21 protein-coding genes and 2 tRNA genes are annotated in these 26,615 nt (G+C 67.1%); 10 read left to right on the plus strand and 13 right to left on the minus strand.

The window, feature by feature from the left end:
• The first annotated feature begins 216 nt into the window (after nucleotides 1-216).
• The 3 genes from mutM to mutY are packed head-to-tail and all read left to right on the plus strand — an operon-like array spanning nucleotide 217 to nucleotide 4,093.
• Nucleotides 217-1,032 (plus strand): bifunctional DNA-formamidopyrimidine glycosylase/DNA-(apurinic or apyrimidinic site) lyase, encoded by an 816-nt coding sequence (mutM, locus tag HPS01S_RS00365; protein ID WP_066149560.1) that lies wholly within the window; start codon nucleotides 217-219, stop codon nucleotides 1,030-1,032.
• 50 nt (nucleotides 1,033-1,082) lie between these two features.
• Nucleotides 1,083-3,026 carry a dynamin family protein gene (locus HPS01S_RS00370; protein WP_066149563.1) on the plus strand — a complete coding sequence of 648 codons (1,944 nt, stop codon included), beginning with the start codon at nucleotides 1,083-1,085 and terminating at the stop codon, nucleotides 3,024-3,026.
• Nucleotides 3,023-4,093 (plus strand): A/G-specific adenine glycosylase, encoded by a 1,071-nt coding sequence (mutY, locus tag HPS01S_RS00375; RefSeq protein WP_066149568.1) that lies wholly within the window; start codon nucleotides 3,023-3,025, stop codon nucleotides 4,091-4,093. The genes HPS01S_RS00370 and mutY overlap by 4 nt, the downstream gene beginning before the upstream one ends.
• 7 nt (nucleotides 4,094-4,100) lie before the next feature.
• Here the strand turns inward: mutY and rapZ are convergent, their stop codons facing one another.
• The 3 genes from rapZ to HPS01S_RS00390 are packed head-to-tail and all read right to left on the minus strand — an operon-like array spanning nucleotide 4,101 to nucleotide 7,643.
• Complete coding sequence (gene rapZ / locus HPS01S_RS00380; RefSeq protein ID WP_066149571.1) at nucleotides 4,101-5,039, minus strand: RNase adapter RapZ; 939 nt, start codon at nucleotides 5,037-5,039, stop codon at nucleotides 4,101-4,103.
• Nucleotides 5,036-6,682: a DNA repair protein RecN gene (gene recN / locus HPS01S_RS00385; RefSeq protein WP_066149574.1), complete on the minus strand. Its 1,647-nt coding sequence runs from the start codon at nucleotides 6,680-6,682 to the stop codon at nucleotides 5,036-5,038. Before recN ends, rapZ begins: the two co-directional genes overlap by 4 nt.
• A gap of 43 nt (nucleotides 6,683-6,725) precedes the next feature.
• The gene (locus HPS01S_RS00390) at nucleotides 6,726-7,643 is read right to left on the minus strand and encodes an NAD kinase (RefSeq protein ID WP_066149577.1); all 918 of its coding nucleotides are present in this window, start codon (nucleotides 7,641-7,643) and stop codon (nucleotides 6,726-6,728) included.
• 97 nt (nucleotides 7,644-7,740) lie between these two features.
• Between HPS01S_RS00390 and hrcA the strand changes: the two genes are divergently transcribed.
• The 4 genes from hrcA to greB all read left to right on the plus strand — a co-directional run bounded on the left by hrcA (nucleotide 7,741) and on the right by greB (nucleotide 9,612).
• A complete protein-coding gene (gene hrcA, locus HPS01S_RS00395) occupies nucleotides 7,741-8,760 on the plus strand; it encodes a heat-inducible transcriptional repressor HrcA (protein ID WP_066149581.1) in 1,020 nt (339 codons plus the stop codon).
• A 37-nt stretch (nucleotides 8,761-8,797) separates the two neighbouring features.
• Nucleotides 8,798-8,874 (plus strand) — tRNA-Ile (locus tag HPS01S_RS00400).
• A gap of 27 nt (nucleotides 8,875-8,901) precedes the next feature.
• Nucleotides 8,902-8,978 (plus strand) — tRNA-Arg (locus tag HPS01S_RS00405).
• 1 nt (nucleotide 8,979) lies between these two features.
• Nucleotides 8,980-9,612, plus strand: coding sequence for a transcription elongation factor GreB (gene greB, locus HPS01S_RS00410; protein WP_084396923.1), 633 nt, complete (start codon nucleotides 8,980-8,982; stop codon nucleotides 9,610-9,612).
• Nucleotides 9,613-9,621: 9 nt separating this feature from the next.
• On the opposite strand, the gene HPS01S_RS00415 is transcribed toward greB, so the two are convergent.
• The 5 genes from HPS01S_RS00415 to HPS01S_RS00435 are packed head-to-tail and all read right to left on the minus strand — an operon-like array spanning nucleotide 9,622 to nucleotide 16,335.
• Nucleotides 9,622-11,874 (minus strand): RelA/SpoT family protein, encoded by a 2,253-nt coding sequence (locus tag HPS01S_RS00415; protein ID WP_066149587.1) that lies wholly within the window; start codon nucleotides 11,872-11,874, stop codon nucleotides 9,622-9,624.
• Between the two features lie 48 nt (nucleotides 11,875-11,922).
• A complete protein-coding gene (gene nadB / locus HPS01S_RS00420; protein WP_066149590.1) occupies nucleotides 11,923-13,524 on the minus strand; it encodes an L-aspartate oxidase in 1,602 nt (533 codons plus the stop codon).
• Nucleotides 13,521-14,375 (minus strand): segregation and condensation protein A, encoded by an 855-nt coding sequence (locus tag HPS01S_RS00425; protein ID WP_066149593.1) that lies wholly within the window; start codon nucleotides 14,373-14,375, stop codon nucleotides 13,521-13,523. Before HPS01S_RS00425 ends, nadB begins: the two co-directional genes overlap by 4 nt.
• Nucleotides 14,376-14,397: 22 nt before the next feature.
• Nucleotides 14,398-14,610 (minus strand): DUF3460 family protein, encoded by a 213-nt coding sequence (locus HPS01S_RS00430; protein ID WP_066150860.1) that lies wholly within the window; start codon nucleotides 14,608-14,610, stop codon nucleotides 14,398-14,400.
• 60 nt (nucleotides 14,611-14,670) lie between these two features.
• Nucleotides 14,671-16,335 carry a SulP family inorganic anion transporter gene (locus tag HPS01S_RS00435; protein ID WP_066149596.1) on the minus strand — a complete coding sequence of 555 codons (1,665 nt, stop codon included), beginning with the start codon at nucleotides 16,333-16,335 and terminating at the stop codon, nucleotides 14,671-14,673.
• A gap of 93 nt (nucleotides 16,336-16,428) precedes the next feature.
• Here HPS01S_RS00435 and bamE point away from each other — a divergent pair, with 93 nt between their 5' ends.
• Nucleotides 16,429-16,935 (plus strand): outer membrane protein assembly factor BamE domain-containing protein, encoded by a 507-nt coding sequence (gene bamE, locus HPS01S_RS00440; protein ID WP_066149600.1) that lies wholly within the window; start codon nucleotides 16,429-16,431, stop codon nucleotides 16,933-16,935.
• A 15-nt stretch (nucleotides 16,936-16,950) separates the two neighbouring features.
• Here the strand turns inward: bamE and HPS01S_RS00445 are convergent, their stop codons facing one another.
• Complete coding sequence (locus HPS01S_RS00445) at nucleotides 16,951-17,691, minus strand: YoaK family protein (RefSeq protein ID WP_066149603.1); 741 nt, start codon at nucleotides 17,689-17,691, stop codon at nucleotides 16,951-16,953.
• Nucleotides 17,692-17,704: 13 nt separating this feature from the next.
• A complete protein-coding gene (gene metG / locus HPS01S_RS00450; protein ID WP_066149606.1) occupies nucleotides 17,705-19,750 on the minus strand; it encodes a methionine--tRNA ligase in 2,046 nt (681 codons plus the stop codon).
• 113 nt (nucleotides 19,751-19,863) lie between these two features.
• On the opposite strand from metG, the gene apbC reads away from it, so the two are divergent.
• Complete coding sequence (apbC, locus tag HPS01S_RS00455; protein ID WP_066149612.1) at nucleotides 19,864-20,955, plus strand: iron-sulfur cluster carrier protein ApbC; 1,092 nt, start codon at nucleotides 19,864-19,866, stop codon at nucleotides 20,953-20,955.
• A gap of 18 nt (nucleotides 20,956-20,973) precedes the next feature.
• On the opposite strand, the gene HPS01S_RS00460 is transcribed toward apbC, so the two are convergent.
• From HPS01S_RS00460 to HPS01S_RS00470, 3 genes are all read right to left on the minus strand, one after another.
• Complete coding sequence (locus HPS01S_RS00460) at nucleotides 20,974-22,086, minus strand: ABC transporter substrate-binding protein (RefSeq protein WP_243721694.1); 1,113 nt, start codon at nucleotides 22,084-22,086, stop codon at nucleotides 20,974-20,976.
• Between the two features lie 149 nt (nucleotides 22,087-22,235).
• Complete coding sequence (locus HPS01S_RS00465) at nucleotides 22,236-23,816, minus strand: benzoate-CoA ligase family protein (protein WP_066149618.1); 1,581 nt, start codon at nucleotides 23,814-23,816, stop codon at nucleotides 22,236-22,238.
• Nucleotides 23,817-23,849: 33 nt separating this feature from the next.
• Nucleotides 23,850-25,433: a 3,4-dehydroadipyl-CoA semialdehyde dehydrogenase gene (locus HPS01S_RS00470; RefSeq protein ID WP_066149620.1), complete on the minus strand. Its 1,584-nt coding sequence runs from the start codon at nucleotides 25,431-25,433 to the stop codon at nucleotides 23,850-23,852.
• A 174-nt stretch (nucleotides 25,434-25,607) separates the two neighbouring features.
• Between HPS01S_RS00470 and HPS01S_RS00475 the strand changes: the two genes are divergently transcribed.
• The gene (locus HPS01S_RS00475) at nucleotides 25,608-26,534 is read left to right on the plus strand and encodes a helix-turn-helix transcriptional regulator (protein WP_066149623.1); all 927 of its coding nucleotides are present in this window, start codon (nucleotides 25,608-25,610) and stop codon (nucleotides 26,532-26,534) included.
• The last annotated feature ends 81 nt before the right edge of the window (nucleotides 26,535-26,615 follow it).

The raw sequence follows: 26,615 nt of genomic DNA on the forward strand, positions 1-26,615 counted from the left end.
TGTCCTGGGCCAGCGCCAAGGTCGGCAGACCCGCCAGGAGGCCGAGACACAGCACTGCTTGTTGTACTGTCCGGATGCTCCGACGTTGCGGGCTGTGGTGGCTGCGGTCGGGCGGAGTATTCATCAAGCTCATGATAATGGAAGGGTCCAGGTCGGCAGGTCTGGGATTCCGGTGCCCGGTCGGGCGTTCCCTTCACCGTCAGAAATCACCAAGCCATGCCTGAACTGCCCGAAGTCGAGGTCACCCGCCGCAGCTTTGCTGACCGCATCGCTGGCGCGGAGATCCGGGCTGCGCTGATGGGCAAACCCCTGCGTTGGCCTTTGGGGGGCGATCCCACGATGCTGACCGGCCGCCATGTCCTGGCGGTCGGGCGTCGCGGGAAGTACCTGCTGATTCACCTGGATCAGGGGGTGCTGCTCGTTCATCTGGGCATGTCCGGTAGCCTTCAGTTCGCCAGCGAGCTGCCCGAGCGGGGTGTTCACGATCATTTCGAGCTTCACACCTCCCGGGGCGTGCTGCGTCTGCACGATCCCCGGCGGTTTGGTGCCGTGGTGCTGGTCGACTCGATGGAGGATCCGCGGGCCCGCAAGCTGCTGGACGGGCTGGGGGTCGAGCCTCTGGAGCCGGGGTTCGAGCCGGTCGGGTTTCACATGGCCTTGCAACAGCGGCGTGCCAGTATCAAGCAAGTGCTGCTGGCCGGTGATGTGGTGGTCGGCGTGGGCAACATCTACGCTTCCGAGGCCTTGTTCATGGCCGGCATTCGTCCGACGGTCCGCGCCGACCGCCTGAGCCGCCCGCGCGCGACCCGCCTGCATGGGGCGATCGTCCATGTGCTCCAGCGCGCGCTGGCGCTGGGGGGCAGCACGCTGCGCGATTTTTCCAGCGCAGATGGCCAGAGCGGCTACTTTCAGATGGACGCCATGGTCTACGGTCGGGAGGGGCAGCCCTGCAGGGCGTGTGGCACCCCGATACGGCAGCTGCGCCAGGGACAACGCTCGACCTATTTCTGTCCCCGTTGCCAGAAGCCGTGAGCGGGACGGGCGCGATGCTATATTGAATAGATTCACTCCCCCACAGGCCCATGAGCTTCAACCAGGAATTCGACGACCACGGCGTCTGGCGCAGGCAGTTTGCTTTGCGCCTCAAGCTCATGTCCGAATGGCTGCAGGACCACGAACTGCTGGAGGCAGGGGTTCGCGAGCGGTTGGACCAGCTGCACGCGCAGGTCCGCAACGACAAGATCATGGTTGCGTTCGTGGCCGAGTTCTCGCGGGGCAAGTCCGAACTGATCAACGCGGTGTTTTTCGCGGGCTACGGACGCCGGATCATGCCGGCCAGTGCGGGCCGCACCACCATGTGCCCCACCGAGCTGGGTTACGACTCGGAAGTCCCGCCCTGCCTGCGCCTGTTGCCCATTGAGACCCGTTTGCAGTCCAAATCACTGCTGGAATGGCGCAACGCGCCGGACAAGTGGGAGCGGGTCGATCTGGACGTCAACGATCCCCAGCAGCTGGCCCGCGCCATCCAGAAGGTGGCCGAGGTGCGCCGGGTGACCCGTTCGGAAGCGACCGCGCTGGGTTTCTGGAACGATGAGTTGCCGGACGATAACCCTGTGATGGGCTCCGACGGGATGATCGAGGTGCCCAAGTGGCGGCATGCGCTGATCAACATGGCCCACCCGCTGCTCAAGCAGGGGCTGGTGATTCTGGACACACCGGGGCTGAACGCGATCGGAGCCGAGCCGGAGTTGACGGTGAGCCTGCTGCCGCAGGCGCACGCCGTGGTGTTCATCCTCGGGGCGGACACCGGCGTGACCAAGTCGGATCTCGCCATCTGGCGCCAGCACATCGCCGGGTTGCCAGAAGGCCAGGCCAGCCGGCTGGTGGTGCTCAACAAGATCGACACGATGTGGGACGCGCTGAGCACCCCCGAGCAGGTGCAACTGCAGATCGCAGCACAGCGCACCGAATCGGCCGATGTGCTGGGTCTGTCGCCGCTGCAGGTGATCGCGGTGTCCGCACAGAAGGGGTTGCTGGCCAAGGTCAGCCGGGACGAACGCCTGCTGCAGGCGAGCAACCTGATGGAGCTGGAAACCGCGCTGGGCGTCGACCTGCTGGGTCAGCGCCGCAGGATACTGGGCGCGGCGGTGGCCAGCGCGATGCAGGCCCTGCGGCAGGAAACCGGGCGACTGGTGCACACCCGTGCCCGTGACCTGGTCGAGCAGGTCCAGGAGCTCGAAGGCCTGCGCGGCAAGAACGCCGGGGTGATCAAGCAGATGCGGCTGCGCATCGAGCAGGAGCAGGCTGAGTTCGACGCCAGTGGGGCCAAGATCCAGGCCGTGCGGTCGGTGCATCTGCGGCTGCTCAAGCACCTGTTCTCGCTGCTCGGACACTCCCACCTCAAGTCGAGGGTGACCGAGCTGGCGCGGGCGCTGAAGCAGCCCGGCATCAAGCTGGGCGTGCGTCGCGCTTACGGGCACACCTTCGAACTCCTGCGGGCTGACCTGCTGAAGGCCGACCAGCTCGCGTCTGAAATCCAGTCGATGCTCGAAGGCAGTTTCAAGGGGCTCAACGCCGAGTACGGTTTCTCCTTGCAGCCGCCCACGCCGCCGCAGCTTCAGCAGTACCTGAAAGACCTGGAGCTCATCGAAAAGAGCCACCTGCAGTACCTCAGCCTGGGCAACGCCCTGCGGCTGGCCCAGCCGGAGTTCGGCGAGCGACTGGCGCGGGCGCTGATGAGCCGGTTGCGGGTGGTCTACGACACGGCGGTCAACGCCGTGGAACTGTGGAACAAATCGGCCGCAGCCCAGCTGGACGCCCAGCTGCGCGAGCGCCGCCGCAACTTCAGCCGCCGCATCGAAGCGGTGTCGCGCATTCAGCAGGCCGCCAGCGGGCTGGACGAGCGGATTCGCGAGCTGCAGTCCCAACAGGCCGAGCTCAACCTGGTCGACGCCAAGCTGGTGGAGCTGACCGGTCAGTTGCTGGAATCACCCGAGGCAGCCCAGGCCGAAGTCGTCGAGGCATGAAGGTTCCAGGCCCGGTGAGCGCCGGCTTTGCGCCGGCTCTGGTGCATTGGCAGCGCCGCGACGGGCGGCATGGCCTGCCCTGGCAGGGCACCCGCGATCCCTACCGCGTGTGGCTGTCCGAAATCATGCTGCAGCAGACCCAGGTGAGCACCGTCCTGGGCTACTACCCGCGCTTCCTGAGCCGGTTTCCTGACGTGCATGCCCTCGCCGCGGCATCCGAGGACGAGGTGATGTCCCTGTGGAGCGGGCTGGGGTACTACAGCCGCGCCCGCAACCTGCACCGCTGTGCCTGCACCGTGGTATCCGAACATGGGGGCCACTTCCCCGCCACGTCGTCGGTGCTGGCCACCCTGCCGGGCATCGGGGATTCCACCGCGGCTGCGATTGCCGCCTTCTGCCACGGCGAACGGGTGTCCATTGCCGATGGCAACGTGCGCCGGGTGCTCAGTCGCTTGCTGGCCTTCGAGGGGGATCTCTCACAGGCCCGAGCCCAACGGGAGCTGTGGCAACTGGCCCAGTCGCTGTTGCCCGAGCGCCCTTCGGCGGACGACATGGTGGCCTATACCCAGGGCCTCATGGATCTGGGGGCCGGTGTGTGCACGCTCCGGCAGCCCGCCTGCGAACGCTGCCCTGTGGCTGCGCTCTGCGAGGCGCGCCGATCAGGCACCACCGACCGGTTCCCGGTGAAGACGAAGCGGGTCGCACGTCGACACGAGAGCTGGTGGCTGCTGGTATTGCGCAAGACCGAGGCGGGGCAGTTGTCCATCTGGCTGGAGCGGCGGCCGCCGCGCGGCATCTGGGCAGGCCTGCACTGTGTGCCGGTGGCTGGAGACGACGCCCAGGCGCTGGCGGTGGTGGGTGAGCACGCGGGAGCGGCCCGGCACCTGCCTGCGCTGGCCCATGCGCTCACCCACCGCGAGCTGCGGCTGCATCCGGTGCTGGTCGATCTTGTTCCGGGCGCGGCGGAGCCGGTGATCCCGAACGGTCGCTGGGTGCCGATGGAGCAGCTGAGCGACGTTGGTCTGCCCGCGCCCGTGCGAAGCCTGCTGCAGCAGCTGCCCGGCTGACGCTCGGTCAGGGCCCGGCGGAGGCCGACCGGGCCGGAGGCGTTGGCCAGCCATCGATCTCGCGGTGGCGCAACCGCGTGGACCAGGCGCTGGAAAAGGCCTTGGCCAGGCGTTCCACGAGGTACACCGACCGGTGCTGTCCACCCGTGCACCCGATGGCCACGGTGACGTAGCTCCGGTGATCGTCGAGCATGTGCGGCAGCCAGTGGCGCAGGAAGGTGTCGATCTGCTCTTGCATCGCCGTCACTTCGGCATGGCGCGCCAGGAAGGCCGCCACGGGCTCGTCTCGTCCGGTAAGCGGGCGCAGGTCGGGTTCGTAGTGCGGGTTGGGCAGCATGCGCACGTCGAACACGAAATCGGCGTCCATCGGAATGCCGCGCTTGAAGGCGAACGACTCGAACACCAGGGTGAGCGGGGCCTGCTGGGCGCCGATCAGCTCCTTGATGTGGCTGCGCAGCTGTGCCGGCCGGATCAGGCTGGTGTCGAGCACCTGGGCACGGTCGCGCAGCTCCGACAGCAGCTCGCGCTCATATTCGATGGCGTCCGTGAGCGCCCGGTGCTCGTCGTTGGACGGCTTGAGCGACAGCGGGTGGCGGCGGCGCGTTTCGGAGAAGCGCCGCACCAGCGTGTCGGTGGTAGCGTCCAGGAACACCGTGGTGAGGTGGACATCCTGCCCTGGCTGGTGCCGGATCTCGGCCAGGCGCGCGGGCAGCCCGGGCAGCGAGGCCGCGCTGCGCACGTCCATCGCAATCGCCACCTTGCTGGCACGGTGGCTCTGCTCCAGGGCGATGAACGAGGCCAGCAGCTCGGGCGGCAGGTTGTCGACGCAGTAGTAGCCGAGGTCTTCCAGCGCGGTCAGGGCGATCGATTTGCCCGAGCCGGACATGCCGGTGATCAGCACCAGCTCAATCGGCTTGAGGGGTTGGGCGGGGGCCGGCGTGTTCATGCGGTCAGCAGTTCTCGGGCGTGTGCCAGCGACACTTCCGAGCGGTCGTTGCCTCCGAGCATGCGCGCCAGTTCGCTCACACGTTGTTCGTGCGTGATCGGGGCGACGGTGCTGTGCGTGACCGACCCGCTCTGGCGCTTGCTCACCAGTAGGTGGTGGTCCCCGCAGGCAGCGACCTGGGGCAGGTGGGTGACGGCCAGCACCTGGCGGTCGCGGCCCAGCTGGCGCAGCAGTTGCCCCACGGTGTGCGCCACGGCACCACCGATGCCCGAGTCGACCTCGTCGAAGATCAGGGTCGGTGCCTGCCCCAGCCGGCTGGTGACCACCGAGATCGCCAGGGCAATGCGCGAGAGCTCACCGCCCGAGGCCACCTTGCCGACCGGGCGCGGGCTCACGCCGGCATGACCCGCCACCTGGAATTCGACCTGTTCCCAGCCGTGCGCCTGCGGTTCGTCGAGCTTCTGCAGGCCCACCTCGAACCGGCCTCCCTGCATGCCCAGGGTCTGCATGGCCTCGGTGACCGCCCGGGACAGCTTGGGCGCCGCCTGCTGGCGCAGCTTGCCCAGACGCTTGATTTCAACCTCGAAAGTGCCCCAGGCCTTGCGCTCCGCCGCGCGCAGGGCGTCCAGGTCCATGGCCTGGTCGACGCTTGCGAGTTCCTTTTTCCAGCCCGCGAGCAGATCGGCGAGTTCTTCGGGTGGTCTGCGGTAGCGGCGGGCCAGAGACATCCATTGCGACAGGCGCTGGTCCAGCGCCTCCAGCCCCGAGGGGTCCAGATCGGCATGGCGCGCGTAGTGGTGCAGGCTGTGCACCGTGTCCTGCACCTGGGCCAGGGCCGCCTGCAGCGCCTCGATGGCGTCGTTGAAGGCCGGTTCCAGGTGGGCCTGCGCCTGCAGCGCGGACAGCGCCCGGTGGATCAGCGACGCGGCGCTGCTGTCCTCATCGTCCAGTGCCGCAGCGGCTTCGCGTGCTGCGTCCATCAGGCCCTGCGCATTGGCCAGGCGGCTGTGCTGCGCGTTGATGTCTTCCCATTCGCCGGGTTGGGGCTGCAGCTTGTCGAGTTCACCGATCTGCCAGGCCAGTCGCTCGCTTTCCTGCTGCAGTGTGTTCTGGCGCTCGGCCGCACTCTCCAGCGCCTTGCGGGCCTGGCGCCAGTCGGACCATAGCGACGCCGCCGCCGTAGCGTCGACGCCGGCGTAAGCGTCCAGCAGGCCGCGCACGGCTTCTGCGCGCGTCAGGCTCTGCCAGGCGTGCTGACCGTGGATGTCGACAAGGTGATCGGCCAGGGCCTTGAGCTGGGCCATCGTGGCCGCGCTGCCGTTGATCCAGCCGCGGCTGCGCCCTTCGGTGTCGACGGTGCGGCGCAGCAGCAGGCTGTCGTCGGCAGCGGCAAAGCCCTGCTCATCCAGCCAGGGCCGCAGAGAAGCAGGCAGGTCAAATTCGGCGGCGATCTCGCAGCGCGTGGCGCCTTCGCGCACCACGCCGCTGTCGGCGCGCGCACCGAGTGCCAGCTGCAAAGCGTCGATGAGGATCGACTTGCCGGCACCGGTTTCGCCGGTGAGCACGTTGAAGCCCTGGTCCAGATCGAGGTCCAGCGAGGGCACGATGACGAAGTCACGCAAGACGATGCGTCGGAGGCTCATGGCTTCGGAACAAACGAAAGGAAGGCGGCTATTTTGACCGCTCTCAGGCGCCCTCGTTCCAGTGCAGCTTCTTGCGCAGGGTGTCGAAGTAGCTCCAGCCCAACGGATGCAGCAGCCGCAGCGTGTGTTCCGAGCGGCGCACGACGATGCGGTCACCGTGGAGCAGGCTGGTGAGTGACTGCATGTCGAAGTTGGCGCTGGCGTCCTTGCCCGAGACGATCTCGACCGCCACTTCGCAGTGCGAGGGCAGCACGATGGGCCGGTTGGACAACGTGTGCGGTGCAATCGGCACCATGATCCAGCCGCCCACAGACGGGTGCAGCAGCGGGCCACCGGCCGACAACGCGTAAGCGGTGGATCCGGTGGAGGTGGCGATGATCAGACCGTCGGCGCGCTGGTTGGCCACGAAATGACCGTCCACCTCCACCCGCAGTTCGATCATGCTGGCCACGCCGGCCCGGTTGACGACCACATCGTTCAGTGCCGTCGCCTCGAACACGCAGCGGCCGTCGCGCCAGACGCTGGCCGCCAGCAGCGACCTGGGGTCTTCCTCGAACTCGCCGCGCAGGATGGCCCGCAGGTTGTCCTGGTAGGCGCCCAGTGGAATGTCGGTGATGAAGCCCAGGCGGCCCTGGTTGATGCCCACCAGGGGCACGCCATAGCGGGCCAGTTGCCGACCAATGCCCAGCATGGTGCCGTCGCCGCCGAGCACCAGCGCCAGGTCGATGGACCGGCCCATGGCAGGGACGTCCAGCGCCGGGTATTGCAGCAGGCCGGTGTTGAGCGCGGTGTCCCGCTCCAGCGAGACGTCGCATCCTTCGTCATGCAGGAACTCGGCCAGTGTCTCGACCACCTTGCCAGAGCCGGGTGCCTGGTACTTGCCGACGATGGCCACATGGGCGAATCGCAGGTGGCGCTTCGGCGCAGAGGCCTCGTGGCGGCGGGTGTCTGGCTGGGTCATGTGCAAATTACAACATAGGGGGAAAGGGCAGTCGGCCCCCCGGAAACCCTTGTCCTCATTCCCTGTTTTCGGGTGGCACCGTCCGTAAAATGGGGCCATGCTGGACGACCGATCCAAACTTCTGCTCAAGACCTTGGTCGAGCGCTACATCGCCGACGGCCAACCCGTCGGTTCCCGTACGCTGGCCAAGGCGGCCGGCATGGAGCTCTCCCCGGCGACCATCCGCAACGTGATGAGCGACCTGGAGGAACTGGGGCTCATCGCCAGCCCCCACACCTCGGCCGGGCGCATCCCCACCGCCAGAGGCTACCGGCTGTTCGTGGACACCATGCTCACCGTGCGGCGCGAGGACATTTCGGGTGCAGAAAACATCGGCGCCACCGGCATCGAGGCGGGCGCTCAGCCGCAGCGCGTCATCAGCCACGCCGCCCAGATGCTTTCCAGCCTGTCGCAGTACGTGGGTGTGGTGATGGCGCCGCGGCGCGCTTCGGTGTTCCGGCACATCGAATTCCTGAGCCTGTCGGAGCGCCGTGTGCTGGTGATCCTTGTGTCGCCGGACGGGGATGTGCAGAACCGCATCATCCACACACAGGCGAACTTCACCCAGTCGCAGTTGCTGGAGGCGGCCAACTTCCTCAATGCCCACTACGCCGGCCTGACGATGGAAGAAGTGCGGGCGCGGCTGCGCAACGAGGTCGAGGCCTTGCGGGGGGAGATCGCGGCGCTGATGCAGGCCGCTGTGGACATCGGGGCCGACGCAAGCGCCGAGCGTGAGGAGGTGGTGGTCTCGGGCGAGCGCAACCTGCTGTCGGTGAGCGAGTTTTCCAGCGATATGGGGCATCTTCGCCAGCTGTTCGACCTGTTCGAGCAGAAGACCCAGCTGATCCGCCTGCTCGACGTGTCTTCACAGGCCGATGGTGTGCGCATCTACATCGGTGGCGAAAGCCATGTCGTGCCATTTGAAGACCTGTCGGTCGTCACGGCGCCCTACGAGGTGGATGGTCAGGTGGTGGGCACGCTGGGCGTCATCGGCCCGCAGCGCATGCCGTACGACCGCATGATCCAGATCGTCGACGTGACCGCCAAGCTGGTGAGCAACGCCCTGAGCCACAAATGAGCAGGGCGTTACTGCGCCCTACAATGCGGGCCTCGTCGGGCCGTTAGCTCAGTTGGTCAGAGCAGAGGACTCATAATCCTTTGGTCGTTGGTTCAAGCCCAACACGGCCTACCAAAAAACCGTGCTACAATGCATGTCTTCGCGGCTGTAGCTCAGCTGGATAGAGTACTTGGCTACGAACCAAGGGGTCGTGGGTTCGATTCCTGCCAGCCGCACCAAATGAAAAGCCCGCAGCCACAAGCTGCGGGCTTTTTTCTTTTTCGCTCCGAAGCGTTCTCCCCGGGCCGTTCCTTCATGAGCAAAGCATTCACCCGCGAAACCGACTCCGACGCAGACGACGAACTGCCCGAACCGGCGGTGCTGCCGACCGGGGTGAACTACATCACCCGAGCGGGTTACGACCGGCTGCGGACCGAGTTGATGGCGCTGATCGACGACGAGCGGCCCCGCATCGTCGAGATCGTTCACTGGGCCGCCAGCAACGGAGACCGGTCCGAGAACGGCGACTATCTGTATGGCAAGAAGCGCCTGCGCGAAATCGACCGGCGCATCCGCTTTCTCACGCGCCGGCTTGAAGTCGCCGAGGTGGTGGACTGCTCGCAGCACCATGGCGGCGACCAGGTGTTTTTCGGTGCCACCGTGACCTATGCGGACGATGAGGGCAGGGAGACCACGGTGACCATTCTCGGCGTGGACGAGGCAGACAGCTCCCGCGGCGAGATCAGCTGGGTGTCTCCCGTGGCCCGCGCTCTGCTGAAGGCGCGAGTGGGTGATCTGGTTCGGCTGGTGGTGCCCGGAGGAAGCCAGGAGCTGGAAATCCTTTCGGTCAGCTATCCCGCGCCCGGGGGCTGATGCGGCCGTTCAATTGGCGCGGAGTCGCTGCGCCTTGATCACCGAGGTGGTCCGCTTGAGGCTGCGCAGCACTTCGGCAAGGTGTACCCGGTCGCGCACGGCCACGGAGAAGCGGATGTCGGTGGCCGTCTGTGCGGGCTCGTCGCCCATGTCCACGTGGGTGATGTCCGCCTCGGCCGAGGCGATGGCGGAGGCCACGCGAGCCAGAACCCCCTTGCCGTTGGTCACGGTGACCACCACGGTGGTATCGAACGGGCGCGTGGGCTCATCGGCCCATTCGACCTGGAGGAACCGCTCACCGTCGCGCGCCAGCAGGCGCTTGCCGGTGGGACAGTCTTCGGTGTGCACCGTCAGTCCCTCGCCGCGGCCAAGATATCCCACGATGCGGTCGCCCGGGATCGGCTGGCAGCAGCGCGCGAACTGGACCGACAGGCCTTCGCTGCCATCCAGACTGACGACCCCCTGGGAAACCGAGCCGTCCTCACCGGCGGCGTAGCGCTCGGTGCTGATGAGCACCGCGTCGGGTTTGAGCCCGGTTTCGGCCAGCAGCACGGCGAGCTTCTTGCCCACCATGCTGGCGATGCGCTTGCCCATGCCGATGTCCGACAGCAGTTCCTCGCGCGACTTGGTGCCGGTGAAACGCAGCAGCTTGTCCCAGGTGGCCTTGTGCTCGCCACTGGCATCGGGGAGTTGGGCGATGCCTTCGGAGCGCAGTGCCTGCGCCAGCATGCGCTCACCGAGCAGATGTGTCTTTTCCTGTGCGAGCGTCTTGAGGTGGTGCCGGATCTTGGAGCGCGCGCGACCGGTCTTGACGAAGGACAGCCAGGCCGGGTTGGGCTCGGCGGACTCGCTGGTGAGAATCTCCACCACGTCGCCGTTGGCGAGTTCGGTGCGCAGCGGCCGCTGTTCGCCGTTGATGCGGGCGCCCACGGCGCGGTTGCCTACGCCGCTGTGGATGGCGTAGGCGAAGTCCATCACAGTGGCACCGCGCGGCAGCGCGAGGATCTTGCTCTGCGGCGTGAACACATAGACCGCGTCGGGGAACAGGTCGATCTTGATGTGGTCCCAGAACTCGCTGGCATCGTGCGTTTCTTGCTGGATGTCCAGCAGCGACTGCAGCCACTGTGTGCCCAGGCGCTGGGTGGTGTCGCTGTTGGGCTCGTTGGCCTTGTAGAGCCAGTGGGCTGCGACGCCGGACTCGGCCACCACGTCCATCGCGTGGGTGCGCAGCTGGAACTCGATGTTGGTGCCGAAGGGGCCGATCAGGGTGGTGTGCAGCGACTGGTAGCCGTTGACCTTGGGAATGGCCACGTAGTCGCGGAACTTGCCGGGCACCGGTTTGTAGAGCTGGTGCAGCAGGCCCATGCCGGTGTAGCAGTCGGTCAGCTCGGGCACCACGATGCGAAAGCCGTAGATGTCGGTCACCTGCGAGAACGACAGGTGCTTGCTGTCCATCTTGCGGTAGACGGAATAAAGCGTCTTTTCCCGACCGACGATGCGCACCTGCATGCCGTGGCGGGCAAACGCGCCCTCCACCTCTTTCTGCACGCGGGTGATGAGGTCCTTGCGGCGGGTGCGGGATTTGTTCAGCGCTTTGGACAGCACCTCGTAGCGCCAGGGGTGCAGGAAGCGGAACGAGAGGTCCTGCAGCTCGCGGTAGGTGAAATTCAGACCGAGGCGGTGCGCGATCGGGGCGTAGATCTCCAGTGTCTCGCTGCTGATGCGCTGCCACTTGTTGCGCGGCATGTCGCCCATGGTGCGCATGTTGTGGGTGCGGTCGGCCAGCTTGATCAGGATGACCCGAACGTCCTTGGCCATCGCCAGCAGCATCTTGCGGAAGGACTCTGCCTGGTTTTGTTCGCGGGTGTCGAAGGCCAGCTTCTCCAGCTTGGTCAGGCCATCGACCAGGTCCGCGACCGGCGCGCCGAAGCGCTCAACGAGTTCGACCTTGCTCACACCGCAGTCTTCCATCGCGTCGTGCATCAGGGCCGCCATCAGCGCCTGGGCGTCCAGTTTCCATTCGGCGCACTGGGCCGCCACCGCAATCGGGTGGGTGATGTAGGGATCGCCGTTCTTGCGCAGCTGGCCCAGGTGGGCCTCATCGGCGAAACGGTAGGCGCGCCGGATCGCTTCGATGTCGGCCGCACCCAGGTAGTCCAGCCGACCCAGCAGCGCGGCAAAGCTCGCCGCCGCCGCGCTGGCGGCGGGATGGGCCTGTGGTGCAGGCGGGGCGAGGCTGCCGGGATCGGCGTTGGTGATCATCCCCTTACTGTAGCGCGAGACGCGCACCACCACAGTCGGTGCGGGTGATCAGCGCGCCGGCGGAACGAGGATGGTCGGACGGGCTTCCGGGAGCTTGTCCGGGTAGTCGCGGCTGTAGTGCAGACCGCGGCTTTCCCGGCGCAGCATGGCCGACATCACGATCAGGTCGGCCACCTGGACCAGGTTGCGCAACTCCAGCAGGTCGCGCGTGACGTGGAACTGGGCGTAGAACTCCTGGATTTCGCCCTGCAGCAGGGCAATCCGGTGGGCCGCGCGCTCCAGCCGCTTGTTGGTGCGCACGATGCCCACATAGTCCCACATGAAGCGGCGTAGCTCGTCCCAGTTGTGCGAGATCACCACCTGTTCGTCGGCGTCCGTGACGCGGCTGGCGTCCCACAGGGGAATCTCGGGCCGGGACGTTGTGGTGGCGGTGTGGATGGCCTTGACCGCGGCCTGGGCGAACACCATGCACTCGACCAGCGAGTTGCTGGCCAGGCGGTTGGCGCCGTGCAGGCCGGTGCAGGTGGTCTCGCCCACCGCGTACAGGCCTTCGATGTCGGTGCGGCCGGCCAGATCGGTCACCACGCCGCCGCAGGTGTAGTGCGCGGCTGGCACGACCGGGATCGGCTCCTTCGTGATGTCGATGCCCAGCTCGGCGCAGCGCGCCAGGATGTTGGGGAAATGCTCCTTCAGGAACTCCGGGCTCTTGTGCGAGATGTCCAGGTGCACGCAGTCCAGGCCGTGCTTCTTCATCTCGTAGTCGATGGCCCGGGCCACGATGTCGCGCGGCGCCAGTTCAGCGCGCGGGTCGTGGTCGGGCATGAAGCGGTGGCCGCCCAGGTGGGGCGGCAGCTTGAGCTGGCCGCCCTCGCCGCGCACGGCCTCGGTGATGAGGAAGTTCTTGACGTGCGGGTGGTACAGGCAGGTCGGGTGGAACTGGATGAACTCCATGTTTCCGACCCGGCAGCCCGCGCGCCAGCCGGCTGCGATGCCGTCGCCGGTCGCGGTGTCCGGGTTGGTGGTGTAGAGGTAGACCTTGCCCGCGCCACCGGTGGCCAGGATGGTGTGTGGCGCACTGAAGGTCTCGACCTCGTCGCGGTCCACGTCCAGCACATAGGCGCCGTGGCAGCGCTGGGTGGCGGTGCCGTGCTGCTGTCCGGGCAGCTTGGCATCGGTGATCAGGTCCACCAGCATGTGGTTCTCGAAGAACGTGATGCCGGGGGTCTTGCGCGCCAGGCTGCTCAATGTGGCCTGCACGGCGGCGCCGGTGGCGTCGGTGGCGTGCACGATGCGGCGGTGGGTGTGGCCGCCCTCGCGGGTCAGGTGCAGTTCGCCGTTTTCGGTGGAGAAGGGCACGCCCAGTTCCTGCAACCAGGCGATGGCCGCCGGAGCGTTCTCCACCGTGAACTGGGTGGCTTCCAGGTCGCACAGGCCGGCGCCGGCCACCAGGGTGTCGTCGACGTGTGAGGCGTAGCTGTCGCCCTCGGCCAGCACGGCGGCGATGCCGCCTTGGGCCCAGTTGCTGGAACCGTCCGAGATGCCGCGTTTGGTCACGACCGCCACGCGGTGGGTGGGGGCCAGCTTGAGGGCGGCGGTCAGGCCGGCCAGTCCGCTGCCGATGATGAGGGCGTCGAAATGGTGGGTGGTCATGATGCAGGGGTGTACGCCAGGCGCACATAGATGGGTGCGAATGCCTCGGCCTGGGTCAGCTCGATCAGGGTTTCCTTGGCCAGTTCGAGCATGGCGATGAAGGTGACGACCATGACCTGCGGGCCGCGGGTGGTGTCGAACAGCTCGCCGAACTCGACGAACTTGCGGCCCTGCAGGTGGCGCAGCACGATGCTCATGTGCTCGCGCACCGACAGTTCCTCGCGGCTGATCTTGTGGTGCTGGACCAGTTTGGCGCGTTTCATGATGTCGCGCCAGGCCGACTGCAGATCCAGGGCACTGACATCGGGGAAGCGGGGTTGCAGCGCCTGCTCGACGTAGACCTGGGCGCGCAGGAAATCGCGGCCGTACTGCGGTACTTCGGCCAGGCGCTGGGCGGCCAGCTTCATCTGTTCGTATTCGAGCAGCCGGCGCACCAGCTCGGCGCGCGGGTCTTCGGCCTCTTCGCCCTCGGCCGTCTTCTTGGGCGGCAGCAGCATGCGCGACTTGATCTCGATCAGCATGGCCGCCATCAGCAGGTACTCGGCCGCCAGTTCGAGGTTGCTGGCGCGGATCTCGTCGACGTAGCTCAGGTACTGGCGGGTCACCGCCGCCATCGGAATGTCGAGGATGTTGAAGTTCTGCTTGCGGATCAGGTAGAGCAGCAGGTCCAGCGGGCCCTCGAAGGCCTCTAGGAAGACCTGCAACGCGTCTGGTGGGATGTACAGGTCGCGCGGCAGGTCGAACAGCGGCTCACCGTACAGGCGCGCCAGCGCCACCTGGTCGACCACGTCGGGCAGCACGGCATCCAGGCCCTCCGGGGGCGCATCGAGTGCGCCGGCCTCGTTGCTCATCGCAGTCTCGGGACGGCAGGGCTCAGTGCGGGTCGGGCTGGGTCTGGTAGACGTAGGGCTGCTGCGGCACGCGCGCGGCCTGCGCCTGGGCCAGCAGGTCGCGGTCGACCTGTTTGTCCCACAGGAGCGAACGCCCTTCGAGCTGCCCCTGCTCGATCTCGGGCCGGCTGGACTTGAGCTGGTCGATGAACTGGGTGGTGTCGGAGGTGTAGTGGGGGCGGCCGAAAATGCTCATGGCAAGAAGGCGCAGGGCGCCGGTCAGCGGAAAACCTGCCATTTTACTGGTCGGCCCGGCTCATCCGGCGTGCCGGTCGGCCGCCTCGCCGCGCAGCCGGGCGCCGAAGCCGGAGCGTTCGATCAGCGACTGCGGCTGCGGGTTCAGTTCGGTCAGCGCCAGGGTGCCCCCGCGTTTCAGGATGGCCTTGTGCAGCTGTTCCAGCGCATCCAGCCCGGTGGTGTCCAGCGAGATCAGCCGGCTGGCATCCAGCGTCACCGCCAGGCCCGCCGGAGCCCGCTCGACCGCCGCCACGATGGGGTCGATCTTGGCGACGGCGCCGAAGAACAGCGAGCCGTAGAGCCTGAAGTGGAGCTGCCCGGGATGCTGCTGGGGCACCGGGTCGGCGCGGAAGATGTCGCTCTGGCGCCGCACGAACAGCAGGCAGGCCAGCACCAGGCCCAGTTCCACCGCCACGGTGAGGTCGAACACGATGGTCACCAGGAAGGTGGAGACCATCATGAGGCGGTAGTGGTTGGTGAACTGCTTGAGGCGCCCGAACTCGCGCCACTCGCCCATGTTCCAGGCCACGAACAGCAGCACGCCGGCCAGCACCGCCAGCGGGATGTGCTGCGCCAGCGGCGCGGCGATCAGGACCACCGCGGCCAGCGTGCCGGCGTGCACCATGCCCGCGACCGGGGACACCGCCCCTGCGCGGATGTTCGTCACCGTGCGCGCGATGGTGCCGGTGGCCGGCATGCCGCCGAAGAACGGGACGGCGAAGTTCGCCACCCCTTGTGCCATGAGTTCCTGGTTCGGGTCGTGCTTGGGGGTGTCGCTGAGCTGGTCGGCCACACGCGCGCAGAGCAGCGACTCGATCGCGCCCAGCAGCGCGATGGTGAGCGTGGGCGTCACCAAGAGCTTCACGGTCTGCCAGCTGAAGTCGGGCAGTTCGAACGCGGGCACGCCCTGCGGGATGCCGCCGAAGCGGGAGCCGATGGTCTCGACCGGCATCTGCAGCAGCCAGGCCAGCAGCGTCAGCGTCACCAGCGCCACCACCGGTGCCGGCAGCCGCGATGTGGCCTTGAGTGCGCTGATGGTGTCGACCTGTTCCAGCTGACGTCTGAACTGCGAGTCCACCGCCCACAGTCGCGGCCAGATGAACAGGCCCACCACGCACAGCGCACCCAGCAGGCAGGCGTAGGGGTTGAAGCTGCCCAGGTGCTGGGCGATGGTGGCGATCTGGCTGAAGAAGTCGCCCGGCATCTTGGCGATGTCCAGCCCGAGCCAGTCGCGCACTTGCGACAGCGCGATCAGCACCGCGATGCCGTTGGTGAAGCCGATCACCACGCTGACCGGCACGTAACGCACCAGGGTGCCCAGGCGGAAGAGGCCCAGCAGGAACAGCAGCACGCCGGCGCTGGCGGTGGCGATCAGCAGGTTGGCCACGCCGTAGCGCTCGACGATGCCGTAGACGATGACGATGAAGGCGCCGGCCGGGCCGCCGATCTGCACCGAGGTGCCGCCCAGGGCGGAAATGAGGAAGCCGGCAACGATGGCCGTCCACAGTCCCGCCTCCGGCTTGAGTCCGCTGGCGATGGCAAAGGCCATGGCCAGTGGCAGCGCCACGATGCCGACCGTCGCGCCAGCTCCCATGTCGCGCACCAGCTTCTCGCTGTTGTAGCCACGGATGTCCTGGAACAGGCGGGGCCGGAACGGCGCCAGCGGGGGCAGGTTGTTCAGCATCGCCAGATGTTACCGTTTGCACACCCCGTGCCGCGCTGCGGTGGCCGACGATCTCAGGGTTTACACTGAGTCTTTGCCTTCCCGGTGCGACCCATGACTTCACAGATGTTCAACCGCTTGGGATGCCTCCTGCTGGGGGCTGTGTTGCTGACGGCCTGCGACCAGCGCGCCATCAGCGAACTCGAAGAGGGTGTCTCGACCGAGGTGGATGTGCGCGAGAAGTTCGGGCCGCCCGAAGCCGTGTGGGACGGGTCGGATGGCGCCCAGATCTACGAGTACAACCGCCAGCCCGAGGGCTACCAGAACTACCAGATCACCATCGGCCCGGACGGCAAGATGGCGGCCCTGCGGCAGGTGCTCAACCCGAGGACCTTCGCCGAGATCAAGCCCGGCATGGCCATGGAGGATGTGCGCAAGTTGCTGGGCAAACCGATGAAGGTGACCGAGTACACCCTCAAAAAGGAGGTCCACTACGACTGGCGGTGGCGCGATGGCCCGAACGAAAGCGACAGCCAGGTGTTCACGGTCATCTTCAGCCCGGACCTGCGGGTGATCTCGACCGGGTCGGCGCGCGACCCGGCGCTGGACCGGGCCCGCTGAGACGGTCCCGGCGGTTCAGCTGGCGCGCAGGCGCTGCCAATCTTCCAGCAGCGGGCGCAGCACCAGCAGCAGCAGCGCGAGTGCCAGCGGCAGGGTGCTCACATAGCCCAGGTGCTTGAAGCCCAGGGCGCCAGCGATGCCGCCGACCAGGAAGCTGAGGACCAGCTGGGCGTGCACCCGCAGGCGCTCGCGGTCGGCACGCACCGGTTGCATGTCCGGGTGCCGGTTCACGTAGAGCAGCTTGCCCAGTTCGATGCCCAGGTCGGTGACCAGACCCGTCACGTGGGTGGTGCGGATGCGGGCCTGCGAGATCTTGGTGATGACCGCGTTCTGCAGGCCCATGATGTAGCAGAGCAGCACCACCGTGACCGGCAGGAACACGGTGTGCCACAGGCTCATGACGGCGCCAAAGAGGCCAAAGACCAGCAACAGCACGGCCTCCAGCAGCAGCGGCAGGCCGTAGGCGCTGCGCAGCTGCCGGCGCATGCCCCAGTTGACGATCCAGGCGGTGCTCATGGCGCCCAGCACGAAGGCGAGCACCGAGACGAGTCCGGCGCCCACCAGCACGAACTGGCCGAGCACCAGGTTGTCGGCCAGCGCGGAGAGCATGCCCGTCATGTGCGAGGTGTACTGGCCCACGGCCAGGAAGCCGCCCGCGTTGGCGGCGCCGGCCACGAAGGCCAGCACCGTGCCCAGCTTCAGGTCCGCCTGCGGCGTGCGCTGCAGGGCGGTGAAGCCGCGGATGGGGGCGAACACGGGCGGTCGCCGGTCAGTGGATGCGCATGCCCGGCTGGGCGCCTGGCCAGGGCTGCAGCACGTGGATGCCGGGCTGTGCTTTCTCGTCGGCGTGGCTGGCGGCCAACACCATGCCCTCGCTGACACCGAACTTCATCTTGCGCGGCGCCAGGTTGGCCACCATCACCGTCAGCTTGCCTTCGAGGTCTTCGGGCTTGTACATGCTGGCGATGCCGCTGAAGACGTTGCGCGTCCGGCCTTCACCCACGTCCAGCGTCAGGCGCAGCAGCTTGGTCGAGCCTTCCACCGCCTCGCACTTGACGATCTGCGCGATGCGCAGGTCGACCTTGGCGAAGTCGTCGATGGAGATGGTGGGCGCGATCTCTTCGCCACCGGGCACGGTCTTGGGTTCTTCGGGCGCCGGCGGCGGCTCGAACAGGGCGTCCAGCTGCTTGACGTCCACGCGCTGCATGAGGTGCTGATAGGGCTGGATGGCCGCGACGTCGGCGGCGTTGTGCCAGTCCTTCAGGTCGGCACCGGTGAGCGCCTGCACCTTGCCGGCGAGTTCGGGCAGCACGGGCGCGAGGTAGCGGGCCAGGGCGGTGAAGGCATTGACCAGCACCGAGCAGACCTGCTGCAGGCGCGCGTCGTTGGCGGCGTCCTTGGCCAGGTCCCAAGGCTTGTGCTGGTCCACGTAGGCGTTGACGCGGTCGGCCAGCGCCATGATCTCGCGCATGGCCTTGCCGTACTCGCGCTCGTTGTAGTGCGTGGCGATGCCGCCCGCCGCGCCGCGGATGTCGGCCAGCAGGGCTGTGCCCTGTTCGTCGAAGCTCTGTGTCAGCTGGCCGCCGAAGCGCTTGGTGATGAAGCCGGCCGAGCGCGAGACGATGTTGACGAACTTGCCCACCAGGTCGCTGTTGACGCGCAGCATGAAGTCTTCGGCGTTGAAGTCCACGTCCTCGTTCTTGCCCGACAGCTTGGCCGCCAGGTAGTAGCGCAGCCACTCGGGGTTCATGCCCAGTTCCAGGTACTTCAGCGGCGACAGGCCGGTGCCCCGGCTCTTGCTCATCTTCTCGCCGTTGTTGATGGTCAGGAAGCCGTGCACGAAGACCGCGTTGGGCACCTTGCGGCCGCTGAACTTGAGCATCGCGGGCCAGAACAGGGTGTGGAAGGTGATGATGTCCTTGCCGATGAAGTGGTACTGCTCGGTGGACGGGTCGGCCATGAAGGCCTCGTAGTCGCGACCTGTCTTGCCGAAGTAGTTCTTGAGCGAAGCCAGGTAGCCGATGGGCGCGTCCAGCCACACATAGAAATACTTGCCCGGGGCATCCGGGATCTCGATGCCGAAGTAGGGCGCATCGCGGCTGATGTCCCAGTCGCCCATCTTGGGCTTGCCGTCCTCGCCGGGCGCGATCCACTCGGTGATCTTGTTGAGCACCTCGGGCTGCACGGCGCCGCTGGTGGTCCAGCCCTTGAGGAAGTCCAGGCAGCGCGGGTCGGACAGCCTGAAGAAGAAGTGGTCCGAGTGCTTGAGCACCGGCGTCGCGCCCGACAGGGCGGAGTAGGGGTTCTTCAGTTCGGTGGGGGCGTAGACCGCACCGCAGACCTCGCAGTTGTCGCCGTACTGGTCTTTCGCACCGCACTTGGGACATTCGCCCTTGATGAAGCGGTCGGGCAGGAACATGTTCTTCTCGGGGTCGAAGAACTGCTCGATGGTGCGGGTCTCGATCAGGTCGTTGGCCTTGAGGGCGCGGTACACGTCCTGCGCCAGTTCGTGGTTCTCAGGGCCATCGGTGCTGTGCCAGTTGTCGAAACCGATATGGAAGCCGTTGAGGTACTGCGGCCGTCCGGCGGCGATGTCGGCCACGAACTGCTGCGGCGTCTTGCCGGCCTTCTCGGCCGCGATCATGATCGGCGCGCCGTGCGCGTCGTCGGCGCAGACGAAGTGCACCTCGTGGCTCTGCATGCGCTGGAACCGCACCCAGATGTCGGCCTGGATGTATTCCATGATGTGGCCGATGTGGAAGTGGCCGTTGGCGTAGGGCAGGGCGGTGGTGACGAACAGGCGGCGCTGGCTCATGTCGGAAGGCTTTCATTCGGGGGAACCCGCAATTTTAGGCGGGGCATGCCGGGGCCGTTAGACTTCGGTGCGATTCTTCATAACCTCACCCCAGTACCCGGAGAGCCCGTTTCATGGCCGTCGACACCCAAGCGCTCCTTGCCGCCCTGCAGGCGGTGACCGATCCCAACACCGGCAAGGACTTCGTGTCCACCAAGGCCCTGAAGAACCTGCAGGCCGACGCCGGCGATGTGTCCTTCGACGTGGAGCTCGGTTACCCGGCCAAGAGCCAGATTCCGGCGCTTCGCCGCGGGCTGATCGAGGCCGCCAAGAGCGTGCCGGGCGTGGAAAACGTGTCGGTGAACCTCACAGTCAAGATCATCCCGCACGCGGTGCAGCGCGGCGTGCAGCTGCTGCCCAACGTGAAGAACATCATCGCCGTGGCCTCGGGCAAGGGCGGCGTGGGCAAGAGCACCACCACCGTCAACCTGGCGCTGGCGCTGGCCGCCGAGGGCGCCAAGGTCGGCATCCTGGACGCCGACATCTACGGTCCCAGCCAGCCCATGATGATGGGCATCGAAGGCCGTCCCGAGAGCACCGACGGCCAGACCATGGAGCCGCTGGAAAACTTCGGCGTGCAGGTCATCTCCATCGGTTTCCTGGTGGACAAGGACGAGGCCATGATCTGGCGCGGCCCCATGGCCACGCAGGCGCTGGAGCAGCTGCTGCGCCAGACCAACTGGAAAGACCTGGACTACCTGATCGTCGACATGCCGCCGGGCACCGGCGACATCCAGCTCACGCTGTCGCAGCGCGTGCCGATGACCGGCGCGGTGATCGTGACCACGCCGCAGGACATTGCCCTGCTGGACGCGCGCAAGGGCATCAAGATGTTCGAGAAGGTGGGCGTGCCCATCCTGGGCATCGTCGAGAACATGGCGGTCTACTGCTGCCCCAACTGCGGCCACACCGAACACATCTTCGGCGCCGAAGGCGGCAAGAAGATGGCGGCCGAATACGGCATGGACTTCCTGGGCGAGCTGCCGCTGAACATGAGCATCCGCGTTCAGGCCGACAGCGGCCGGCCCACGGTGGTGGCCGATCCCGAGGGCGAGATCGCCGGCATCTACAAGACGGTGGCGCGCCAGGTGGCGATCAAGATTGCGGCCAAGGCCAAGGACTTCTCCAGCAAGTTCCCGACCATCAAGATCTCCAAGGACACCTGAGTCCGACAGGCGCCGGGCTCAGTACCGCAGCTGCCCCTGGCCATCGATGATGGCCAGTTCCACATAGTCCGAACCATTGTGGGACTTGGGCGAGTACTTGGCGGTGAAGCGGCCGAACGCAATTTCACCGGCGCTTTCCAGGGTGCGCGTGAACGACGCGGTGCTCAGGTCCCGGCCGGTGCGCCGCAGGCCTTCCACCAGCAGCCGCGCGTGCACGAAGCCTTCGAACTGCGACGCCGATGGCGCGGCATCGGGGCTCTTGTCCTTGAGCAGCTTCAGGTACTCCGCCACCACCGGAATGGTGGCGTTGCGCAGCGACGGCATGATCTGCGCCAGGATGATGCCGCGGGCCTTGTCCTTGAGCTCCCGGTTGATCACGTCCAGGCTGGCGACCGAATAGCCATAGAAGGTGGGGCGCGCCGCCGTGGTGCCGACCGCCTTGACGTACTGGGGGAAGGTCAGGCCGGCGGTACCCACAATCACCGCCTGCGGGTTGACCTGCGCGGTGGCCGCGGCAGCGGCGGCAAAGTCCGGTGCGGCCGGGTCGACCTTGATCTCGGCTGCCAGCGGCAGGTTCAGTGCAGCGGACGCCTTCTTGACCTCGCCCAGCAGCGTCTTGCCCAGGCCGTCGTCCTGGTAGAAGAAGGCCACGCGGGTCACGCCGATCTGCTTGAGCTGGGAAAAGATGCGCTCGGTTTCGTTGGCGTAGCTCGCGCGCACATGGAACAGGTGGGGGTTGACGCCCTCGCGCATCGACGACGCACCGGTCACCGGCCCGAACAGGATGGTGCCGGACTCCTTGAGCAGGGGCAGCACGGCGGCGGTCTGCGCGGTGCCGGAGCTGTTGAACAGCATGAACACCTTCTGTTCCCCGATCAGCTTGCGTGTGTTCTCCACCGCCCGCTTTGGATCGAAACCGTCGTCCAGGGTGGTGAAGCTGATCTTGCGGCCGTGCACGCCGCCCGCGGCGTTGACTGCGTCGAACATCAGGCGGGCGCCCTCGCCGTATTGCAGGGTCTGCGGCCCCAGCGGGCCGGAGAGCACCTGCGAGGCGCCCAGCCGTATTTCGGTCGGTGTGACACCCTCGTCTCCTGCGTGCGCCGCCACCGCCGCCATCATCCACGCACACATCCCCAGCCATTTTCGAACCATCTCGACCCCTGTGTCTGTCTCCGGAAACGAACGAGTTTCGTTATGAATTGAAACCAGATCAAGCGCGTGGCGCCCGGGTTTACCCGGGGCAGGTGTCTCTGGCCGGATGGGCGGTGTCTGTCAGCGAATCAGCGGTGAACAAACAGGCGCTGGTTCTCCAGTTCGCGCAGCTTGAAGCGCTGGATCTTGCCGGTGGCGGTCTTGGGCAGCTCGCTCACGAACTCGATGAAACGCGGGTACTTGTAGGGCGCGAGCTTCTCCTTCACGAAGGCCTGCAGTTCGGCCTCGGTGGCGTGGTGGCCGGGCTTGAGCACCACGAACGCCTTGGTCTTGGTCAGGCCCTCGTCGTCGTTCTTGCCGATCACGGCGGCTTCCAGCACGGCGTTGTGCTGCACCAGCGTGGCCTCGACCTCGAACGGGCTGACGTAGATGCCGCTGACCTTGAGCATGTCGTCGTTGCGGCCGGCGTAGGTGTAGTAGCCGTCCGGATCGCGCACGTACTTGTCGCCGCTCTTGGTCCAGGGGCCCTGGAAGGTGTCGCGCGATTTGGCGCGGTTGTTCCAGTACATCAGCGCGGCGCTGGGCCCCTGTATATAGAGGTCGCCGATCTGGTTGTGGCTGGTGATGACGCTGCCGTCTTCGTCGCGCAGCTGCACCTCGTAGCCGGGCACGGCCTTGCCGGTGGTGCCGTAGCGCACGTCGCCAGGGCGGTTGGAGAGGAAGATGTGCAGCATCTCGGTGCTGCCGATGCCGTCGATGATTTCGCAGCCGAAATGGGCGGTCCAGCGCTCGCCGATGTCGCGCGGCAGGGCCTCGCCGGCTGAAGAGCACAGGCGCAGCGACACCGCGCTTCTGGGCGGCAGGTCGGGCGCGGCCAGCATGCCGCCGTAGCCGGTGGGGGCGCCGCAGAACACCGTGGGCCGGTGCTCGGTCATGCGCTTGAAGCAGGCTTGCGGCGTCGGACGCTCGGCCATCAGCACCACGCTGGCGCCGACCGACAGCGGGAACGACAGCGCGTTGCCCAGTCCGTAGGCGAAGAACAGCTTGGCGGCCGAGAACACCACATCGCTGTCTTGCAGGCGCAGCACGCCCTTGCCGTAGAGCTCGGCGGTCCAGTAGAGGTTGACCTGGGTGTGCACCGTGCCCTTGGGCGCGCCGGTGGAGCCGCTGGAGTAGAGCCAGAACGCGGGCTCGTCGCCGTGGGTGTCGGCGCCGGTGCCAGGTGTGGCAGCCGAGACCAGTGCTGCCCAATCGTGGGCACCCTCGGGCAGCGGCTCCTTGCTGCGCGAGACGATCAGCTGTTTCAGCTCGTGTTTGCCATCGGACATCGCGGTCTGCAGCGTCGGCAGCAGGGCCGCGGACACCAGGGCCGCCTGGGCGCGGCTGTCGGCCAGCATGTAGGCGTAGTCCTTGGCTGTGAGCAGGGTGTTCACGCAGACCGGCACCACGCCCGCGTGCAGCGCACCCAGAAAGCTCACCACCCAGTCGCTGCAGTCGTGCATCAGCAGCAGCACGCGGTCCTCGCGGCGCAGGCCCAGGGCGGTCAGCGCGGCCGAGCAGCGCTGCACCTGGTCGGCCAGCTGGCCGTAGCTCAGCTGGCCGGCGTCGTCGATCAGCGCGGTCTTGGCCGCGCGGCCGGCGTTGGTCTCGATCAGGTGGCGGGCGAAGTTGAAGCGGTCCGGTGGCGGCGCGGTGTCTTTCTGGCTCATGGCTTGTCTCCTGTCGTGCGTCTCTGGCGGACTTCAGTATTTGAGGGTGGTCGCTGTGGCGGCCAGGGCGTCGAGCGCTGCGCTGCTGGCCTGCACGGCCGTGCGGCGGTGGTAGAAGCCCAGCGCGCGCAGGCCGCCGAGTTCCTCGCCACCGCCCGCGCGGCCTGGGCCGCCGTGCAGGCTCATGGGCATCACGTTGCCGTGGCCGGTCTGGCTGGCGGCGACGTCGGGGCTGATGGCGTGCACGCGGCCGTGGCTGTCGGCCAGTTCGGCGGCGGCGCGGGCGATGAAGGCCGGGTCCTCGCTGTAGATGGAGGCGACCAGCGAGCCCTCGCCGCGGCGCACCAGATCCCAGGCCTCGTCTTCGTCCTCGTAGGCCATCAGGGTGGCGACCGGGCCGAACACCTCGACCTCGTGCAGCACCTTGGCCTGGCCCGGGTCGCGGTGGCCCAGCAGGGTGGGCGCGACGCAGGCCGAGGCCTCGGGGTCGGCATCGACCAGGGGCACTTCGCTGCCATCGAACAGCACCAGGGCCTCGTGGCAGAGCGCCTCGATGCCGTGCAGCACGCTGCGCTTCTGTTCCTGGCTCACCAGCGCGCCCATGCGCACGCCTTCGTTGCGCGGGTTGCCGACGGTGACCTTGACCAGCTTGGCGGAAATGGCTTCGGCCGCGTCGTCGAAGAGTTCGAGCGGCACGAAGATGCGCCGGATCGCGGTGCACTTCTGGCCGCTCTTGACCGTCATCTCGCGCACCACCTCGCTGACCATGAGCTTGAAGGCCTCGCTGTCCACCGTCGCCGACGGGTCGAGCAGGGCGCTGTTGAGGCTGTCGGCCTCGATGTTGCAGCGCACCGAGCGCTGCGCCACCGCGGGGTGGCTGCGGATGATGCGCGCCGTTTCGGCCGAGCCGGTGAAGCTGACCACGTCGAAGGGCTGGAGCTGGTCCATCAGGTGGGCCGACGAGCCACAGATCACCGACAGCGCGCCTTCGGGCAGCACGCCGGCCTTGACCACGTCTTCCACCATGCGCTGGGTCAGCCAGGCGGTGGCGGTGGCGGGCTTGACGATCACCGGCACGCCCGAGAGCAGGGCGGGCGCGGCCTTTTCCCACAGGCCCCAGCTCGGGAAGTTGAAGGCGTTGATGAACAGCGCCACGCCGCGCGTGGGGTTGAGCACGTGCTGGGTCTGGAACACCGGGTCCTTGCCCATGCGGATGCGCTCGCCGTCGAGCAGGCACTTGGCGTCGCCCAGGGCCTCGCCCTGCTTGGCGTAGTAGCCCAGGGTGAAGATGCCGCCGTCGATGTCGACCGCCGAGTCCTTGGTGGTGGTGCCGGAGTTGCGGGTGGCGATGTCGTAGTAGGCGTCGCGGTTCGCCTGCAGCACCTTGACCACCTCGCCCAGCATCGCGGCGCGCTGGCCGTAGCTCAGGGCGCGCAGCGCGGCGCCGCCGTGCTCGCGGGCGAAGACAAAACCTTCGTGCAGGTTCAGGCCGGTGTTGTCGACGCGCACCAGGGACTCGCCGGTCACCGCGTCCCGCAGGGTGGTGCCGTGGCCGTGGCCGGTCTGCCAGCGGCCGGCAAAGTAGTTCGGAAGCAGGGGGGTGTCGGGTGTGGTCATGGTCGGAAGCTGCAGCGCTTTGCGTTTTTGCCGTGGTCGTGGCGGGGGTTTGACGGTATAACTGCACTATCTTGCGTCCGGTGCAGTATGCAGTAAAGTGCATGTTTGTGGGGGCGCCGCTGGCTGGGGTTTACCCGCAGCCGCCCCCGCCAACAGACGAAAGGCGCCCGCGCCATGAGCAGCACCGAGACCCTTGCCCCACCCGCCGCCGCGCCCTCCGACGAGGAAGAGCGCCACCCCTTTCTGGTGGCGCTGGGCGAGCGGGTGCGCAACCTCCGCTCGCGCAAGGGCATGACGCGCAAGGCGGTGGCGATTGCGGCCGATGTGTCCGAGCGGCACCTGGCCAACCTGGAATACGGCACGGGCAACGCCTCCATCCTGGTGCTGCTGCAGGTGGCGCAGGCGCTGCACTGCTCGCTGGCCGAGCTGATCGGTGATGTGAGCACCTCCTCACCGGAATGGCTGCTGATCCGCGAGCTGCTGCAGGGCCGCAACGAGGCCGACCTGCGCCGCGCGCGGCTGCAGCTGGTGGAGCTGCTGGGCGCCAGCGGCGGGGTCGACACGCAGGGGCGGCTGGCGCGCGTGGCGCTGATCGGCCTGCGCGGCGCCGGCAAGTCCACGCTGGGCCAGCGCCTGGCCGACGACCTGGGTTTCCCGTTCATCGAACTGAGCCGCGAGATCGAGCAGTTCGCCGGCTGCAGCATCAGCGAGATCCACAACCTCTACGGCGCCAACGCCTACCGCCGCTACGAGCGCCGCGCGCTCGAAGAAGCGATCCAGATCTACCCCGAGGTGGTGATCGCCACGCCCGGTGGTCTGGTGGCCGACTCGGCCAACTTCAACCTGCTGCTGCAGCACTGCACCACGGTCTGGCTGCAGGCGGACCCGTCCGACCACATGGGCCGGGTGGCGGCGCAGGGCGACATGCGGCCCATGGCCGCCAGCCGCGAGGCCATGGAAGACCTCAAGCGCATCCTGGAAGGGCGCGCCGCGTTCTATTCCAAGGCCGACCTGGCCTTCAACACCAGCGCCCAGCCGCTGGAAGAAAGCTTTGCGAAGCTGCGGCGCGAGGTGCGCCAGCTGCTCAAGCTGCCAGCCTGACCCGGGCATTCGGGTAAATACGGGGTCACATGCATTAAATTGCATTTGACTGCGCCAAGATACATGCACTATTATTCACAT

Origin of the sequence: Hydrogenophaga pseudoflava NBRC 102511 (genome assembly GCF_001592285.1) — a bacterium.
Lineage (GTDB): Bacteria > Pseudomonadota > Gammaproteobacteria > Burkholderiales > Burkholderiaceae_C > Hydrogenophaga > Hydrogenophaga pseudoflava.